20 protein-coding genes are annotated in these 15,515 nt (G+C 65.2%); 13 read left to right on the forward strand and 7 right to left on the reverse strand.

All coding sequences use genetic code 11. From position 1 onward, the window contains the following. The first annotated feature begins 41 nt into the window (after positions 1 to 41). The 7 genes from arfB to GN330_RS06385 all read left to right on the forward strand — a co-directional run bounded on the left by arfB (position 42) and on the right by GN330_RS06385 (position 5,139). Positions 42 to 479 carry an alternative ribosome rescue aminoacyl-tRNA hydrolase ArfB gene (gene arfB, locus GN330_RS06355; RefSeq protein ID WP_156711765.1) on the forward strand — a complete coding sequence of 146 codons (438 nt, stop codon included), beginning with the start codon at positions 42 to 44 and terminating at the stop codon, positions 477 to 479. A gap of 137 nt (positions 480 to 616) precedes the next feature. Beyond that, a complete protein-coding gene (locus GN330_RS06360; RefSeq protein ID WP_246188511.1) occupies positions 617 to 1,234 on the forward strand; it encodes a transglutaminase-like cysteine peptidase in 618 nt (205 codons plus the stop codon). A 326-nt stretch (positions 1,235 to 1,560) separates the two neighbouring features. After that, complete coding sequence (locus GN330_RS06365) at positions 1,561 to 2,151, forward strand: NADPH-dependent FMN reductase (protein ID WP_156711766.1); 591 nt, start codon at positions 1,561 to 1,563, stop codon at positions 2,149 to 2,151. Further along, positions 2,151 to 2,849: an orotidine-5'-phosphate decarboxylase gene (pyrF, locus tag GN330_RS06370; RefSeq protein ID WP_156711767.1), complete on the forward strand. Its 699-nt coding sequence runs from the start codon at positions 2,151 to 2,153 to the stop codon at positions 2,847 to 2,849. The genes GN330_RS06365 and pyrF overlap by 1 nt, the downstream gene beginning before the upstream one ends. A 27-nt stretch (positions 2,850 to 2,876) precedes the next feature. Beyond that, positions 2,877 to 3,170 (forward strand): DUF1330 domain-containing protein, encoded by a 294-nt coding sequence (locus GN330_RS06375; protein ID WP_156711768.1) that lies wholly within the window; start codon positions 2,877 to 2,879, stop codon positions 3,168 to 3,170. Positions 3,171 to 3,184: 14 nt separating this feature from the next. Then, positions 3,185 to 3,709, forward strand: a complete 525-nt coding sequence (locus GN330_RS06380; protein ID WP_156711769.1) for a GNAT family N-acetyltransferase — start codon at positions 3,185 to 3,187, stop codon at positions 3,707 to 3,709. 125 nt (positions 3,710 to 3,834) lie between these two features. Then, positions 3,835 to 5,139, forward strand: coding sequence for a polyhydroxyalkanoate depolymerase (locus GN330_RS06385; protein ID WP_156711770.1), 1,305 nt, complete (start codon positions 3,835 to 3,837; stop codon positions 5,137 to 5,139). Positions 5,140 to 5,373: 234 nt separating this feature from the next. Here the strand turns inward: GN330_RS06385 and rpsU are convergent, their stop codons facing one another. Next, a complete protein-coding gene (gene rpsU, locus GN330_RS06390; protein WP_156711771.1) occupies positions 5,374 to 5,667 on the reverse strand; it encodes a 30S ribosomal protein S21 in 294 nt (97 codons plus the stop codon). Between the two features lie 258 nt (positions 5,668 to 5,925). Continuing rightward, positions 5,926 to 6,672: an endonuclease III gene (gene nth, locus GN330_RS06395; RefSeq protein ID WP_156711772.1), complete on the reverse strand. Its 747-nt coding sequence runs from the start codon at positions 6,670 to 6,672 to the stop codon at positions 5,926 to 5,928. A 21-nt stretch (positions 6,673 to 6,693) separates the two neighbouring features. Between nth and GN330_RS06400 the strand changes: the two genes are divergently transcribed. The 4 genes from GN330_RS06400 (at position 6,694) to GN330_RS06415 (ending at position 9,551) form a co-directional block, all read left to right on the forward strand. Then, positions 6,694 to 7,179: a DUF2244 domain-containing protein gene (locus tag GN330_RS06400; protein ID WP_156711773.1), complete on the forward strand. Its 486-nt coding sequence runs from the start codon at positions 6,694 to 6,696 to the stop codon at positions 7,177 to 7,179. Positions 7,180 to 7,259: 80 nt separating this feature from the next. After that, positions 7,260 to 8,138, forward strand: coding sequence for a methylated-DNA--[protein]-cysteine S-methyltransferase (locus GN330_RS06405; protein ID WP_156711774.1), 879 nt, complete (start codon positions 7,260 to 7,262; stop codon positions 8,136 to 8,138). A 151-nt stretch (positions 8,139 to 8,289) separates the two neighbouring features. After that, complete coding sequence (locus GN330_RS06410) at positions 8,290 to 9,183, forward strand: ribokinase (RefSeq protein WP_156711775.1); 894 nt, start codon at positions 8,290 to 8,292, stop codon at positions 9,181 to 9,183. Then, positions 9,180 to 9,551 carry a hypothetical protein gene (locus GN330_RS06415; RefSeq protein WP_156711776.1) on the forward strand — a complete coding sequence of 124 codons (372 nt, stop codon included), beginning with the start codon at positions 9,180 to 9,182 and terminating at the stop codon, positions 9,549 to 9,551. Before GN330_RS06410 ends, GN330_RS06415 begins: the two co-directional genes overlap by 4 nt. Before the next feature lie 148 nt (positions 9,552 to 9,699). On the opposite strand, the gene GN330_RS06420 is transcribed toward GN330_RS06415, so the two are convergent. Beyond that, positions 9,700 to 10,641: a nucleoside hydrolase gene (locus tag GN330_RS06420; RefSeq protein WP_156711777.1), complete on the reverse strand. Its 942-nt coding sequence runs from the start codon at positions 10,639 to 10,641 to the stop codon at positions 9,700 to 9,702. Positions 10,642 to 10,754: 113 nt separating this feature from the next. On the opposite strand from GN330_RS06420, the gene GN330_RS06425 reads away from it, so the two are divergent. Together GN330_RS06425 and GN330_RS06430 are read left to right on the forward strand one after the other, a co-directional pair. Continuing rightward, a complete protein-coding gene (locus tag GN330_RS06425; protein WP_156711778.1) occupies positions 10,755 to 11,180 on the forward strand; it encodes an Hsp20 family protein in 426 nt (141 codons plus the stop codon). Positions 11,181 to 11,244: 64 nt separating this feature from the next. Further along, positions 11,245 to 11,511: a BQ00720 family protein gene (locus GN330_RS06430; RefSeq protein WP_246188512.1), complete on the forward strand. Its 267-nt coding sequence runs from the start codon at positions 11,245 to 11,247 to the stop codon at positions 11,509 to 11,511. 135 nt (positions 11,512 to 11,646) lie between these two features. Here the strand turns inward: GN330_RS06430 and ptsN are convergent, their stop codons facing one another. The 4 genes from ptsN to lptB all read right to left on the reverse strand — a co-directional run bounded on the left by ptsN (position 11,647) and on the right by lptB (position 15,431). Beyond that, positions 11,647 to 12,111 (reverse strand): PTS IIA-like nitrogen regulatory protein PtsN, encoded by a 465-nt coding sequence (gene ptsN, locus GN330_RS06435; protein ID WP_156711779.1) that lies wholly within the window; start codon positions 12,109 to 12,111, stop codon positions 11,647 to 11,649. Between the two features lie 118 nt (positions 12,112 to 12,229). Beyond that, positions 12,230 to 12,814: a ribosome hibernation-promoting factor, HPF/YfiA family gene (gene hpf / locus GN330_RS06440; RefSeq protein ID WP_156711780.1), complete on the reverse strand. Its 585-nt coding sequence runs from the start codon at positions 12,812 to 12,814 to the stop codon at positions 12,230 to 12,232. A gap of 240 nt (positions 12,815 to 13,054) precedes the next feature. Next, positions 13,055 to 14,587 (reverse strand): RNA polymerase factor sigma-54, encoded by a 1,533-nt coding sequence (rpoN, locus tag GN330_RS06445; RefSeq protein ID WP_156711781.1) that lies wholly within the window; start codon positions 14,585 to 14,587, stop codon positions 13,055 to 13,057. Between the two features lie 130 nt (positions 14,588 to 14,717). After that, the gene (gene lptB, locus GN330_RS06450; RefSeq protein ID WP_246188573.1) at positions 14,718 to 15,431 is read right to left on the reverse strand and encodes an LPS export ABC transporter ATP-binding protein; all 714 of its coding nucleotides are present in this window, start codon (positions 15,429 to 15,431) and stop codon (positions 14,718 to 14,720) included. Between the last annotated feature and the right edge of the window lie 84 nt (positions 15,432 to 15,515).

Raw genomic sequence — 15,515 nt, forward strand, 5'->3', positions numbered from 1 at the left:
AAACCGCGCCGCAAGTCGGGGCCGGACCCCAGGAGAAGAGTATGGCCGGCGAAGAGGTTTTTTCGATCGCGTCCGGCGTGACGGTCGGCGAGGCCGAACTCGAGGAGCATTTCATCCGCTCCTCCGGCCCGGGCGGCCAGAACGTCAACAAGGTCGCCACGGCGGTCCAATTGCGGTTCGACGTGCGCAATGCGCGCGGCCTGCCGGATCAAGTACGCGATCGCCTTCTGAAGTTGGCCGGCCAGCGCGCCACCAAGGACGGCGTGATCGTCATCGAGGCCGGCCGGTTCAGGACCCAGGAGCGCAATCGCGAGGATGCGCGCCAGCGCCTGCTCGCGCTCGTCGCCCGCGCCGCCGAACCGCCGCCGCCGCCACGCAAGAAGACGCGGCCGTCGAAAGGGGCGGTTGAACGCCGTTTGAAGGCCAAGGCAGGCCGCTCGGCGATCAAGAAGACCCGCGGGCGCGTCGACGGCGATTGACCGGCCCGGGCCAGTGCCCTGGCGCCTGTGGATGGTAACCATGATCTTGGGATTGGCGGTGTCGTGAATTGACAGCGGCGGTGCAAGCCTCTTAACCTTTTCTTAACGATAAGACACGGGCTGCAGGGGGCGAGCCGATGCATGGCAAGACGACGCTGGGACTCCGGCCATTGATCCTCGCGGCACTGCTCGTGGCCGGGGCGTTCGCGCCTGCCGCCGCGCAGCCGGTCGATTCCATGGTGACCGGCAGCCTGACCTCGCAGCCGATCGGCCATTACGAGTTCTGCAAGGCCAATCCGCGCGAATGTTCCATCGCCATGCGCGACCGCGGTCCCGCGCGGCTCACCAAGAACTTGTTGTCGACGTTGTCGCGCGTGAACGTGTCGGTCAACCGCGCCGTCAAGCCGATGAACGACATCGACATTTTCGGCAAGGACGAGGTGTGGAGCTATCCCGACGGTGTCGGCGATTGCGAGGATTACGTGCTTGAAAAGCGCCGCCTGCTGCAGGGCAAGGGCGTGTCGCTTACCAACCTGCTGATCACCGTGGTGCGCAAGCCTGACGGCGAGGGCCACGCGGTTTTGACCGTGCGCACCGACAAGGGCGACTTCATTCTCGACAATCTGCGCGACGATATCCGCCCGTGGAGCAAGACCGGCTACCGGTTCTTGAAACGTCAGGCCAGCAACCATACCGGCCGCTGGGTCAATCTCTACGCCGAGCGCAACCGGTTCGTCGGCTCGGTCAATCGCTGAGCCGAACCCGGCCGCCGCTTTCGCCAGAAACCCGGCCCGGGCCGGTGCCCCTCAACGCTTCCTATCGCTCTATCCGATGCAGCGATTCCGTCGGTTTTTGCCCGACGCGCTTGTCAGGACGGGTATTTTGATCGCGCTGATCGGCCAGGCCGGCGTCGAAGGCCGGCGGCGATAGGACGAAAGCGGCGTCGCGCGCCGCGCGAAGCTGCGCACGCCGACCGTTGACGCCCTACCCGTCGGCGAATGGTCCGACATCGGCCGTCACGATTGATTTGCCGCGCATATCCCCTATACCCGGACTGGAACCGAAATCGACAGAGTTGGACATGACCGCAAGAATCCTCGTTTTCGCGGGCTCGATCCGCACCGGCGCGTTCAGCGGCCGCACCGCGGACGCGGCCATGAAGGAACTGGCCCTGCAGGGCGCGGAGGTCACTCGTATTTCGCTGGAGGATTATCCGCTGCCGATCATGGATGAGGATCTGGAAAAGGAAAAGGGCATCCCCGAAAACGCGCTCAAGCTCGCGCGCCTGTTCTCAGCCCATGACGGGCTTTTGATCGCCAGTCCCGAATACAATGCCTCGATCCCGCCGCTGCTCAAGAACACGCTCGACTGGGTCAGCCGGGTCCGCAAGGACGGCGCCGCGCCCCTGCAACCTTATCAAAACAAGGTCGTCGGCCTGTGCTCGTCGTCCAACGGCCAGTTCGGCGGCGCGCGCGGCCTCTATCATCTGCGCGCCGTGTTGATGAATTGCCAGGCCGAGATCATCACCCCGCAATGCTCGGTCTCGGGCGCGGCCGATGCCTTCGACGAAGAGGGGCGGCTGAACAACGAGCGCCAGCACAAGATGCTGGAGAAGGTCTGCCGCACGCTGATCGAGCGGGCCTCGATGCTGTCGACAAGGGTGGATATGTGATGATCGCGAACAACGTTGCCGAAAGACTGATCGTCGGGCTCGACCTACCGGATGTGGCGACGGCCGAAAAGGCGGTTTCGGAGCTCGACGGCGTCGTCTCCTTCTTCAAGATCGGCTATCGGCTTGTGTTCGCCGGCGGGCTCGAACTGGCGCGCGATCTCGTCGCCTCGGGCAAGAGCGTATTTCTCGACATGAAGCTGCTCGACATCGACAACACCGTGGCCGAGGGCGTCGAGAACGTGGCAGCGATGGGCGTGTCGATGCTCACCGTCCACGCCTATCCCAAAGCGATGCGCGCCGCCGTCGAGGCGGCCGCCGGCAGCGATCTGTGCCTGCTCGGCGTGACCGTGCTCACCTCGATGGACGATCGCGACCTCACCGAGGCCGGATACGGTTTCGACGCCCGCGCGCTGGTCGAACGCCGCGCGCGCCAGGCGCGCGAAGCGGGCATGGGCGGCATCGTCTGCGCAGCCACCGAGGCGACGGCCGTGCGCGCGATCGTCGGACCGGAACTGGCGCTGGTGACGCCGGGCATCCGCCCGGCCGGTGCCGCACATGGCGACCAGAAACGGGTGATGACGCCGGCAGACGCGATGCGCGCCGGCGCCAGCCATCTCGTCGTCGCCCGCCCGATCGTCGGCGCCCGCGACCGCCGCGCCGCCGCCCAGGCGATCGTCGCCGAAATGCAAACGGCCTGAACCAGAACCGTCCCGGGAGGAGAAACAATGCCGAAAGCCTATTGGATCGCTCATGTCGATGTCCGCGATCCCGAACGCTACAAGGACTATGTCGCGACCGCGAAGCCGGCCTTCGAAAGATACGGCGCCAATTTCCTGGCGCGCGGCGGCGCCTACGAGGCGATGGAAGGTAAGGGCCGCGCGCGCAACGTCGTCATCGAGTTTCCCTCCCTGCAGGCGGCGAAGGATTGCTATAATTCGCCCGAATACCAGGCGGCCAAGGCGATCCGGGTGACGGTCGCCGACGCCGAAATGGTCATAGTCGAGGGCTACGAAGGCTGAGCGGCATCCCCGCCCTGCCGGTCGGTTATGCCATCAGAAGCGCCCGGCCCGACGAGACCAGGCGGCTGATCGCGGTGGAGACGGCGGCCGCACGCCTGTTCGCCGACCACGGTTATCCCGCGCTCGCCGAAGAGGCGCCGCGTACGTTGCAGGAGTTCGCCCGCTTTACGGCCGGAAACAGCGTGCTCGTCGCCGAGAGCGGGGACGCCATGCCGGCCGGTTTTGTCGTGGCCGGCGATATCGGCGGCTATTTTTACCTGATGGAGCTTTCCGTCGACCCCGCCCATGGCCGGCGCGGGCTCGGCACGGCACTGGTGCGGGCCGCGCTCGCCGCGGCAAGGCGCTCGGGCTATCGCAACGCCGCGCTTTCGACCTTCCGCGCCGTGCCCTTCAACGCCCCCTTCTATCGCAAGCTGGGATTTGTCGAGCTGGAACCGGCGCGCGCGGAGCCGGCATTGCGGGCCCGGTTCCTGCGTGAGGTGCCGCCGGGCGTCGAGGCATCGGCGCGCGTCCTGATGGTGCGTCGCATCGGCGATTAGCTTGGTGCAGAGCGAAACGGCTCTATTGCAATGCAGCAAAAGCCTGTTACCGTCATCGGTCATAACTAATTAACCTTCGCGTCGCGATTCTGGGCGGCTATCGGAACGGAAGGCGGTACATTTCGATGTTTTATCAGGCCTATGAGTGGAATCATGCCGCGATCCAGCCCTATCGCGCGGTGGCGGACGCGACGCGGCTGTTTTACAGCAATCCGCTCAACCCGCTCTCCCACACCGCGTTCGGGCGCTCTGCCGCGGCGATGGCGGAAATGTTCGAGCGCACCACGCGGCGTTACGGCAAGCCCGATTTCGGCCTGACCTCCGCCGTGGTCGACTGGAAGCAAGTGCCGGTCAGCGAGGAAATCGTCTGGAAGCGGCCGTTCTGCAACGTAATCCGTTTCAGGCGCGACCTGCCGGCCGGCCGCAAGCCCGATCCCAAGCTTTTGATCGTGGCGCCGATGTCGGGACACTACGCGACCCTGTTGCGCGGCACGGTCGAGGCGATGCTGCCACACGCCGACGTTCATATCACCGATTGGGTCGACGCCCGCACGGTACCGCTCTCCAAGGGGCGTTTCGACCTCGACGACTATATCGACTACGTCATCGAGATGCTGCACGCGCTCGGGCCTGACACGCATGTCATGGCCGTGTGCCAGCCCTCCGTGCCGGTCCTGGCGGCTGCCGCGGTAATGGAAGCGCGCGGCGATAAATTCGCGCCCTCGACCATGACGCTGATGGGCGGGCCGATCGACACGCGCATCAACCCGACCGCCGTCAACCAACTCGCCGAGGAAAAGGACCTCGCCTGGTTCCGCGACAACGCCATCATGCAGGTTCCCTGGCCCAATCCCGGCTTCGCCCGCGAGGTCTATCCGGGCTTTCTGCAGCTTTCGGGCTTCATGAGCATGAATCTCGACCGGCACATCATCGCCCACAAGGATTTCTTCCTGCATCTGGTCAAGAATGACGGCGATTCGGCCGACAAGCACCGCGATTTTTACGACGAGTATCTCGCGGTGATGGATCTGACGGCCGAGTTCTACCTGCAGACGGTCGACACGGTGTTCATCCGCCACGCTTTGCCCAAGGGCGAGATGACCCATCGCGGCGAACCGGTCGATCCGGCGGCGATCCGCTCGATCGCGCTGATGACGGTCGAGGGCGAGAACGACGATATTTCCGGCGTCGGCCAGACCAAGGCCGCGCAGACGCTGTGCACCAATATTCCCGACGACATGCGCGTGCACTACATGCAGCCGGCCGTCGGCCATTACGGCGTCTTCAACGGCTCGCGCTTCCGCGCCGAGATCGTGCCGCGCATCGTCGATTTCATCACCAGCTATGGCCGTGAAAACCGCGACGCGCTCGGCCGGCACCTGCCCGCCAAAAAGGCCGCCGCCAAGTCGGCGGGGCGCACCAAGGCCTGATTCAGGGCCTGACCGACCCTGCCGCGCACGGGCGGCGCGGGAGAGAGCGTTTCCAGGCGAAGTGGAAACCGGTTCGCCGTTCGGAAAGGCGTCAAAACAATAAAATAGAGCCGGTCTGCGATTCCGCGAAAAGCAGAACGGATCGAGAGCGGACCTGCGTAACGAAAAACGGGCCGCGTGCCTCCGTGCGGGAGGCGCGCGGCCCGATCGACTTTAAAGCCGTAAAGGGTCGGCTCAGGCCTGGCCCGGCGTCGCGGCGGCGCCGGCAGCCTGGGGACGCGGCGCGCCCGGGCGCACCGGACGCGGCTTCTTCTTCGGTCCGGGCAACAGCCCTTCGCGCTGCGCCAGCTTGCGGGCGGCCTTGCGCGAGCGCCGAACGGCCTCGGCCTTTTCGCGTGCGCGGCGCTGCGACGGCTTCTCATAGGACCGGCGCGCCTTCATCTCGCGAAACACGCCCTCGCGCTGCATCTTCTTCTTCAGCACCTTGAGCGCCTGCTCGACATTGTTGTCTCTGACAAGTACCTGCAATGGTCTTCCTTCGTCTGCGCGACAGCGTCGCTGGTTGCAAACAGCCTTGCGGCCGGTGTGGCCCGCGTCCTGAACTGGTACGACACGGAACTGTTTCCCTTCCCGGGGGCGAAACGAAAGCCTTCGCCTCTCAGCGGGCTGGCGTGGAACGGTCGGGGACCGTCTGCACATACGCCGGGCAATCAGGATGTGGGCACGATGTAATCCATCCGGCCGCGAAGTGCAAGGAAGGCCGCGCCAACGCCGTCAGGCCCGTCTTCAGCCGATTTCTATCGGCGTGAGGGCGGCGGGGATTGCACTGGTCTTTTCAGCGGCCTGGCACAGATCGGCAATCACGCAGCGTTCGCATTCGGGCTTGCGCGCCTTGCACACATAGCGTCCGTGCAGGATCAGCCAGTGATGGGCGTGGCGCAGATAGTCCTGTGGAATGATGTCCAGGAAGCGCTTTTCGACCTCGTCGGGCGTCTTGCCGGGTGCCAGCCCCAGCCGGTTGCCGATCCGCAATATATGCGTATCGACGGCGAATGTCGGCTGCCCGAACGCCATGTTCAGCACCACGTTGGCGGTCTTGCGGCCGACGCCCGGCAGTTTGGTCAGTTGGTCGCGGTCGGCCGGCACCTGTCCGTCATGATCGCGAATCAGCGCTTGCGACAGCGCGATGACGTTTTTGGCCTTGTTGCGCCACAGTCCGATGGTGCGGATATGATCGCCGACCCTGTCCTCGCCGAGCGCCAGCATCTTTTGCGGCGTGTCGGCGACGGCGAACAGCCCGCGCGTCGCCTTGTTGACGCCGATATCGGTCGCCTGGGCCGACAGCACCACCGCGACCAGCAGCGTGAAGGCGTTGACATGTTCAAGCTCGCCCTTGGGCTCTGGGCGCTGCACCGCGAAACGGCGGAAAATCTCGCGCACCTCGTCGGAAGAATAGCGCGACCGGGGCTTCTTGCGCGGCGTCTTCGCGCGGGCTGGCGCGCGTGCGGCCTTTTTGTCCTTTGGCTTCAGCATGAAGGCTCTATAATCCCTCTCATGAGCGAAACCTATGCTGCGGACCAACCTTTCTTCAAGGCGCTGCTTACGCCGCACCGCTCGCTCGGCCGGACCGGCTTCATCCTGTTGATGGGCGCGCTGGTGGCGGGATGGGGTGCGGTCGGGCTGTTCTTCCTCGCCGCCGGCGCCTGGCCGGTCTTCGGCTTTTTCGGCCTCGATATCCTGGCGCTTTATATCGCCTTTCGCGTCAACTACCGCGCCGCCCGCGCCCGCGAGGAAGTGTCTGTGTCGCGCACTCGCGTGGCGATCCGCAAAACCGCGCCGTCAGGGCGCACCGAGGAGCACCGGTTCAATCCGTTCTGGGCCCGTTTTTCGGTCGCCCGTCATGACGAGATCGGCATTACCGGGATGGCAGTCGAGGCGCCGGGACGACGGGTGCCGCTCGGCGGCTTCCTCAACCCGGGCGATCGCGAAAGTTTCGCGGCCGAATTCGGCCGCGCGCTGGCGAGCGCCAAAATGCGCTGAAAGCGAAGCTTGAAGTTGTCAGGAATCGGGTGGAGATCGCTGTGCGGCGGGACGATATTGGCGTTCAAGGAGATATGACCATGAACGCTCACACCGCAGTCCTTGAACGCGACATCACCCCCGAAGGTGGCGACTACGAGATCGTGCGCCGCGTTATCGAAAAGATCAGCCTCGACTATCGCGACCAACCGTCCCTGGAGGATCTGGCCGCCGATGTCGGCGAGACGCCGACCGGGCTGCAGAAATTGTTCACCCGCTGGGCCGGGCTGTCGCCGAAGGCGTTTTTGCAGGCGGTCACGCTCGACCATGCGCGCCGGCTTCTTGATGAGGGCACGCCACTTCTGGAGACCGCGCTCGAACTCGGCATGTCGGGGCCCGGCCGGCTGCATGATTTGTTCGTCACCCATGAGGCGATGTCGCCCGGCGACTACAAAACCCGTGGCGCCGGCCTGACGATCCGCTACGGCTTTCACATCTCGCCGTTCGGCGTCGCGCTGGTCATGGTGACCGAACGCGGCCTCGCCGGTCTCGCCTTTTGCGACGCCGGCGGCGAGCGCGCCGCCCTCGACGACATGGCCGGCCGCTGGCCGAATGCCGCCTATGTCGAGGACATGGCCGCGACCGCGCCCTATGCCGCGCGCATCTTCGATCCCGGCCGCTGGCGTCACGAGGAGCCGTTGCGGGTCGTGCTGATCGGCACGGATTTCCAGGTCCGGGTCTGGGAGGCGCTGTTGCGCATTCCGATGGGCCGCGCAAAGCCCTATTCGGCGATTGCCGCCGAGATCGGTGCGCCCAGGGCGAGCCGTGCCGTCGGCGCGGCGGTCGGCGCCAATCCACTCTCCTTCGTCGTGCCCTGCCATCGCGCGCTCGGCAAGTCGGGCGCGCTTACCGGCTATCATTGGGGCCTGACACGCAAGCGGGCGATCCTCGGCTGGGAGGCTGGCCAGACCGAAACATAAGTCGGGGGCGCGGCACGCCGCGAACGGTGGCCAATTCGACACGCGCCGATGGTCAGGTCTCGTTAATCTAGCCGGAGCGGCCCGCCAGCGTGCTGATTCCATTTTAACGCCTGATGCGTTAGCGTCGCCGCCGGTTTGCGGGAGGCGTCTGTTGGTCATTGTCATCGGTTCCATCAATCTCGACCTGATCGCCACTGTCGGGCGTCTACCCGGCCCGGGCGAGACCGTCGCGGGAGATACGTTTTCCAACACGCCCGGCGGCAAGGGCGCCAATCAGGCGCTGGCGGCGGCGCGGGCCGGCGCGGCGGTGCGCATGGTCGGCGCGGTCGGCAAGGATGCCTTTGCCGCGGAGGCGCTGGCTCTCCTCGACCGGGGTGGCGTTGACCTGACAGGCGTCGGCGAAACCCATGCCTCGACCGGCACCGCCCTCATTCTCGTCGGAGCCGACGGGGAAAACATGATCGCCGTCGTGGCCGGCGCCAACGCGGCTGTGCTGCCGGGCGACGTGACCAAGGCCGCGCTCGATGCGGGCGACGTGGTGTTGATGCAGCAGGAAATCCCGCTCGATACGATCCGCGCCGCGCTCCAGGCCGCGCGCGCGGCCGGCGCCGTCTCCGTGCTCAACACCGCGCCCTATAGCGACGAGGCCGTCGATCTGCCTGCGCTCGCCGATTATGTCGTGGCCAATGAAACCGAGTTCGACCTTTGCGCGCGCGCGCTCGGGCTCGGGGGCGACGGGCGCGAGGCGCGCATGCGCGACTTCGTCGCCACGACGGGGCGTACCGTCGTGGTCACGCTCGGTGGCGAGGGCGTGCTTGCCGCATCGCCCGACGGGTTTTACCGCGTCGCCGCGCTTGCGGTCACGCCGGTCGACACGGTCGGCGCCGGCGATACGTTTTGCGGCTATCTGGGCGCAGCCCTGGAACGGGGCGAAGCCCTCGAAGCCGCCTTGCGCCGTGCCGCAGTCGCCGGCTCGCTCGCCTGCCTCAAGCCGGGCGCCCAGCCTGCGATCCCGCTCGCCGAGGATGTCGAGGCGCGGCGATGACCTCCGGCGAGGACAAGGCGCGCGCGATCCACGATATGCTGGCTGAACGGTCCGGCTGGCTCCGGCGTATCCGCCTGACGCTGCTCTTGCCGATCGTTCTGATCGGCGTGCTCCTGGCCGGTCCGATCATCATCTGGCTGATGCAGGACAACAAGCCGATCTTCGAGCAGATGGAAATGCTGGGCAGTGTGGTGACCGTCGAGCCGGCCGAAGACGGCGCGGCCTCAGGGGCGCGTATCACCATTCGCATCGACAACAGCGCCGAAACAGTCGTGGTCGAAGGCTCCGCCGGCATCGAGCCGGGGACGAAGGTGACGATCCTTCACACCGTCAAGCCGGACGGCACGTCGCATTACGCGCTGAACTGAACGAACGTAAGGAACCGCTTCGCGCGCCGCCCGGTGCATGGACGAAAAAAGATCTCGCCCCATCGCAGCATCGCCGAGGCCGGCGCGGCGAATATCCCGCCGGCTGTTCTCCCATTCGCGGGCGCGCCGGCGCTTGTCCCCAGATAGTCTAAAGACGGCCCAGCCTTTCGGTCAGAAGTTCGAAAAACCCGTCGGCGTCGATGTCGCGCATGACCATGGCGTTCTTCGGCCGATCGGTGACGCCCCACCAGTCGACGACGGTCATCCCCATCGTCAGCTCCGAGGCGGTTTCGACCGCGACATTGCACGACCGTCCGCCGAAGAGTTCTGGCTCGAGAAGATAAGCGATCACGCAGGGATCGTGCAGCGGACCGCCATCGGTGCCGTATTTCTCCTCGTCGAAGCGTTCGAAAAATTCCAGCAGCGCGGCCGTCGCCGTGCCCACCGACGTGCCCAGGTCGCGAAAGCGGGCGACGCGCCTGGCGGTCGTCAGCGCCTTGTGGGTGACGTCGAGCGGCATCATCACCACGGGAATGCCGGCGCCAAGCACGATGTCGGCCGCCTGCGGGTCGACATAGATGTTGAACTCCGCCGCCGGCGTGACGTTGCCGCCCTCGAAGAACCCGCCGCCCATCAGCACGATCTCGCGGATCCTGGGGGCGATGCGCGGTTCGCGGATCAGCGCCAGCGCGATATTGGTCAGCGGCCCGAGCGGGCACAGCGTCACCTGGCCGGCCTCCTCGGCCATCAGCGTGTCGACGATGAAGTCGACGGCATAGTCGTTTTGCAGTTCCATTGCCGGTTCGGGCAGGTCGGGCCCGTCAAGGCCGGTGCGGCCGTGGACATGCTCGGCCGTGACCAGCGTGCGCGCCAGCGGGCGGACCGCTCCTGCGAAGACTTTCGTCTCGGGCCTGCCGGCCAGTTCGCAGATCTTGCGCGCGTTCTTTTCCGTCAGCGCCAGCGGCACATTGCCGGCGACCGCCGTGATGCCGAGCACGTCGAGCTCGGGGCTGGCCAGGGCGAGAAGGATGGCGATTGCGTCGTCCTGGCCCGGATCGGTATCGATAATGATCTTGCGTCCGCCGGCCATCGGCATCCTCCAAACCTACTTGAACTCGTTGTTGGAGCGGACCATATCAGGTGCATGTGGAAAAACGCCATCTGGGTTTTCTACTATCCACGTCGCTCTTTGAGGACATGATGATGACGCGAATGACGCCTTTTTCGAGCCCGCTGCTTCTGGGGTTCGAGGCGATGGAAAAGACCCTGGAGCGGGCGACGAAGGCCGCCGACGGGTATCCGCCGTACAATATCGAGCGCATACGCGGCCACAATGGCGGCGGCGACTGTCTCAGGATCACGCTCGCGGTGGCTGGATTTTGCGAGAGCAATCTTGATGTCGCAACCGAAAACAACCAGCTCGTCATCCGTGGCAAGCAGGTCGATGACGTCGAGCGCGATTTTTTGCACCGCGGCATCGCGGCGCGCCAGTTCCAGCGCGCTTTCGTGCTCGCCGAAGGCATGCGCGTGATCGGCGCCGAACTGAAGAACGGTCTGCTGTCGGTCGATCTCGACCGGCCGGAACCCGAGCACCATGTACAAAAAATAAACATCTCGGTGAAAGACTGATTTCTGCACCGATAGCTCTGAAGAGGGCCGGCCCGGGTGGGTGGTCCGACGGATGGAGGCTGCCATGACGCATAACGAGAATCACGACGTCAAAACGACCATGAGCCAGACGCAGTTCGCGCATCTCGGCGAGGGTGCGGTCGCGTATCTGCGCAAGGTGTCCAGCGACGATCTGCGCGGGCGATATCCCGGCCTGCCCGACATGGCTCCGGGGCTCGAATTGTGGGCGCTGTTCGCCGCCAACGGCCAGCCGATCATGCTGACCGACGAGCGCGAAAGCGCGCTCGGCGCGGCGATCCAGAACGATTTGACGCCGCTCAGCATTCACTGACCGCAGCAGTACACGTCGAGCCGGGCGGCCGAGCCTCGCCGCCCTTCAGCCTGTGATTGCAAAAATCAGGCGCCGGTTTCCGAAAAAACGCCGGTCACGCCTGAGTTGAAGATCGCGCGCCGCGGGCCTCGATGCCTATGCGGCGTGCGAGGCCGGGGTGGAGGCCAAGAAGGTGTGAATCGCCGAGGCGTCCTTGGTGCCGCGGATCTTGGCCACGGTGTCGCTGTCGCGCAGCACGCGGGCGATCCGCGACAGCGCCTTGAGATGGTCGGCGCCGGCGCCTTCCGGCGCGATCAGCAAAAACACCAGATCGACCGGCTGGTCGTCGAGCGCCTCGAAATCGACCGGCGTTTCCAGTCGGGCGAAGACGCCGGTGATCGCGTCCACGCCGGGAAGCTTGCCATGCGGGATCGCGATCCCGTTGCCGACGCCCGTCGAGCCGAGCCGCTCACGCTGCAAGATCGTATCAAAAATCTCGCGCTCCGAAAGACCGGTGATGGCGCTGGCCTTTTCGGCCAGAAGCTGCAGCACCTGCTTTTTGGAATTCGCCTTCAAGGCCGGCAGCACCGCCGGAACCTCGATCAGATCGCTGAGGTCCATTTTCGCGCATTCCTTTCTCTGCATACCGCTCCGAGGCTCCTCGATAAAGGAGCGCCGCGGCTGTCAGATCGTGGATCTAGGGTCAGAGCCCATTCAGTCATAGCAATGGGGTCTGGCCCTAGGCACCGTTGCCGGAAACCGTTGAAGGGTCGATCCAGCCGATATTGCCGTCCTCCCGCCGATAGACGATGTTGACGGCGTCTGTCCCGGCATTACGAAATACGTAGACGGGACTGTCCTTGGTATCGAGTTCGATGACAGCGGAAGCCACCGACATCGTTTTGAGTGCAAGCGAGGATTCGGCCACAACGGCGGGCGCGAAGTCTTCGGGAACTTCCTCGTCCTCTTCCGCGACCGGCGCCATGATCGTGTAGGCGATGTCGGTCCAGGCCGCTTCTTCGGGCGCGCCCTGATGCGATTTCAGCCGTCGCTTATAGCGGCGCAGCCGCTTTTCGACCCGGTCGGCCGCCGCGTCGAAGGCGGCCTGCGGGTCCTGCGCCCTGCCTTCCGCCTGCAGCGTCATCCCGGTGTCGAGATGCAGCATGCAGTCCGCGGCGAAGCGCGAGCCGGTCTTTTCGACCGTCACCCGTCCCGAGAAGCCTCCGTCGAAATATTTGTTGACCGCTTCGGCTATCCGATCGTCGATGCGTGCGCGGAACGCATCACCGATTTCCATTTGCTTGCCAGAAATGCGCAGGCTCATTTGAAAGCCGACCTTTCCTTGCCACACATGATGCAATCGCCCGAGTTTATACCCGTGGCCGCCGCTTACAAGGTTCCGCGGCGACACCAGTGCTGGCTTCAGTGAAAAATTCCGGAATACCGTTCCGCCATCGTCCTGCCGCGGCCGCGATCGGCGACCGCCCGTCGGGTGGCGGGGCTTCTAGTCACTCCATCCGGGTTTGTCAACGCGGGGCCCGTGCCCGGCCTCGACCCGCCGTGTTCACGGGGCTGCTGCGGCCATGGCACGCTTTTCGCGGCGCCTTTGGACCGAAGAGGGAATGCTCATGCTTTCCCGGTACTTGGCGACCGTGCGGCGGGCGATGTCGATCCCGGTTTTCCTCAGGATATCCACAAGCGCGTCGTCGGACAGCACTTTCGCGGGATTTTCCTGGGCGATCATCTCGCGGATGTGGTGCCTGACGGCCTCGGCCGAATGGGCCTCGCCGCCCTCGGCCGAGGCGATGGCCGCGGTGAAGAAGAAGCGCAGTTCGAACATGCCGCGCGGCGTCAGCACATATTTGTTGGCCGTCACCCGGCTGACGGTCGATTCATGCATGCCGATCGCGTCAGCCACCGTGCGCAAATTGAGTGGCCGCATGTGGCCGATTCCGTAGGCCAGGAACGCGTCCTGCTGTTTCACGATCTCGGAGGTGACCTTCAAAATGGTCCTGGCGCGCTGGTCGAGGCTGCGTGTCAGCCAATTGGCGTTCTGCATGCATTGCGAGACGAATTCGCGGTCCTCCGCCGAGCTTGCCTCGCGCGAAACGCGTGCAAAATAAGTCTGGTCGACAAGCACGCGCGGCAGGGCGTCGGGATTGAGTTCGACCGCCCAGCCGCCATGCGGCGCGGCGGAGACCACGACGTCCGGCAGCACCGTCTCGATGCCGCTGTGGAGGAAAGCCGACCCCGGCTTGGGGTCGAGGGCGCGGATTTCGGTCAACATGTCGATGAGGTCGCTTTCGTCGACACCGCACAATTTCCGCAATGCGGCAAAATCGCGCCGCGCGAGCAGGTCGAGATGGTCGAGAAGCGCGCGCATCGCCGGGTCGAGCCTTTGTCGCCGCTCGAGCTGCAGGGCGAGGCATTCCGACAGGTCGCGGGCGAAAAGCCCGGCCGGGTCGCAAGCCTGGCAGATCCGCAGAACCGCCTCCACCGCTCCGGTCTCCACATTGAGCCGCCCGGCGACCTCCGTCACATCGACCCGCAGATAGCCGCATTCATCGAGGCCCTCGGCGAGATCGGCCGCGATCAGTCTCTCGGTGAGGCCGGCAAAGGCGAGCGTCAATTGCTCGCGCACATGGTCACGCAGGCTCGGCGCGGCCGCCGTCACGTCCTCGAAATCGAAACCGTCCGTGCCGGTCGCGCCGGGGCCCGGCCCCGCGCCGGCGCCTGATTTCCAACTCGCCGACAAGGCGGGGCCAAGCCGGTCGCCGCCGCCGGGATCGTCGGGAAAGACGTTCTCGAGCGTGGTGTCGAATTGGCCGGCCAGCGTTTCGGCGTTGTTGTTGAGGCTGGTTTCGAACCAGTCGCCCTCGCCATGGCTCTCGCCGGCATCCGCCTCGAACATGCCGGGCTCCGTCCCGGCTTCGTCACTGTCCTGGCGCTCGATCAGCGGATTGCGTTCGATCTCCTCGTCGATGAAGCGCTCCAGCTCATGATGAGTCAACTGCAGCAGCCGGATCGACTGCATCAGTTGCGGCGTCATCACCAGCGACTGCGACTGGCGCAGCTGGAGTTTTGCTGTCAGCGCCATCAAGAATCCCGCGTTTCCGCCGCTCCCGGATCATTGCCCGAAAATCTCAGAGCCACTAGAAACTGGCCCGGCTCTTGCTTGTCAAGCTCCGTACGGCGAAACCGTGCCGGAAGCCCGACTTGCGGGAAACCTACAAGGAAAAGCCTTCGCCGAGGTAAAGGCGGCGCACGTCCGGGTTGTTGACGATGTCCGCGGCACGACCATGGGTAAGCACCTGGCCGGCATGCAGGATATAGGCGCGGTCGATCAGCCCCAGCGTCTCGCGAACGTTGTGATCGGTAATCAGCACGCCGATGCCGCGCGCGGTCAGGTGGCGCACCAATTGCTGGATGTCGGACACCGCGATCGGATCGACGCCGGCAAACGGCTCGTCGAGCAGCATGAAATTGGGGTTGGAGGCCAGCGCGCGCGCGATCTCGAGCCGCCTGCGCTCGCCACCGGACAGCGACAGCGCCGGCGCTTTGCGCAGATGGGGAATGTGAAACTCCTCGAGAAGCTCGTCGAGCTTCTCGTCGCGGCGTTTGCGGTTTTTCTCAACCACCTCCAGCACGGCACGGATATTGCCCTCGACGGTCAGGCCGCGGAAGATTGAGGCCTCTTGCGGGAGATAGCCGATGCCGAGCCGTGCGCGCCGGTACATGGGCATGGTCGTCACGTCGAAGCCGTCGATCTCGATCATGCCTTCATCGACCGGCACCAGCCCGGTCACCATGTAGAAACAGGTGGTCTTGCCGGCTCCGTTCGGTCCCAGCAGGCCGACGGCCTCGCCGGCGCGCAGGCCGATCGACACGCCGCTGACCACAGAGCGCCCGCGATAGCTCTTCGACAGGCCGCGCGCGATCAGGGTGCCCTTGTACTTCTCGCGGTCGGGACGAACGCCCGTCGTCTCGCCACCATTGCTGCCGCCGCCAAAAAATCTCGAGAATAC

The organism is Nitratireductor arenosus (assembly GCF_009742725.1).
In the GTDB taxonomy this organism is placed as follows: Bacteria; Pseudomonadota; Alphaproteobacteria; order Rhizobiales; family Rhizobiaceae; genus Mangrovimarina; species Mangrovimarina arenosa.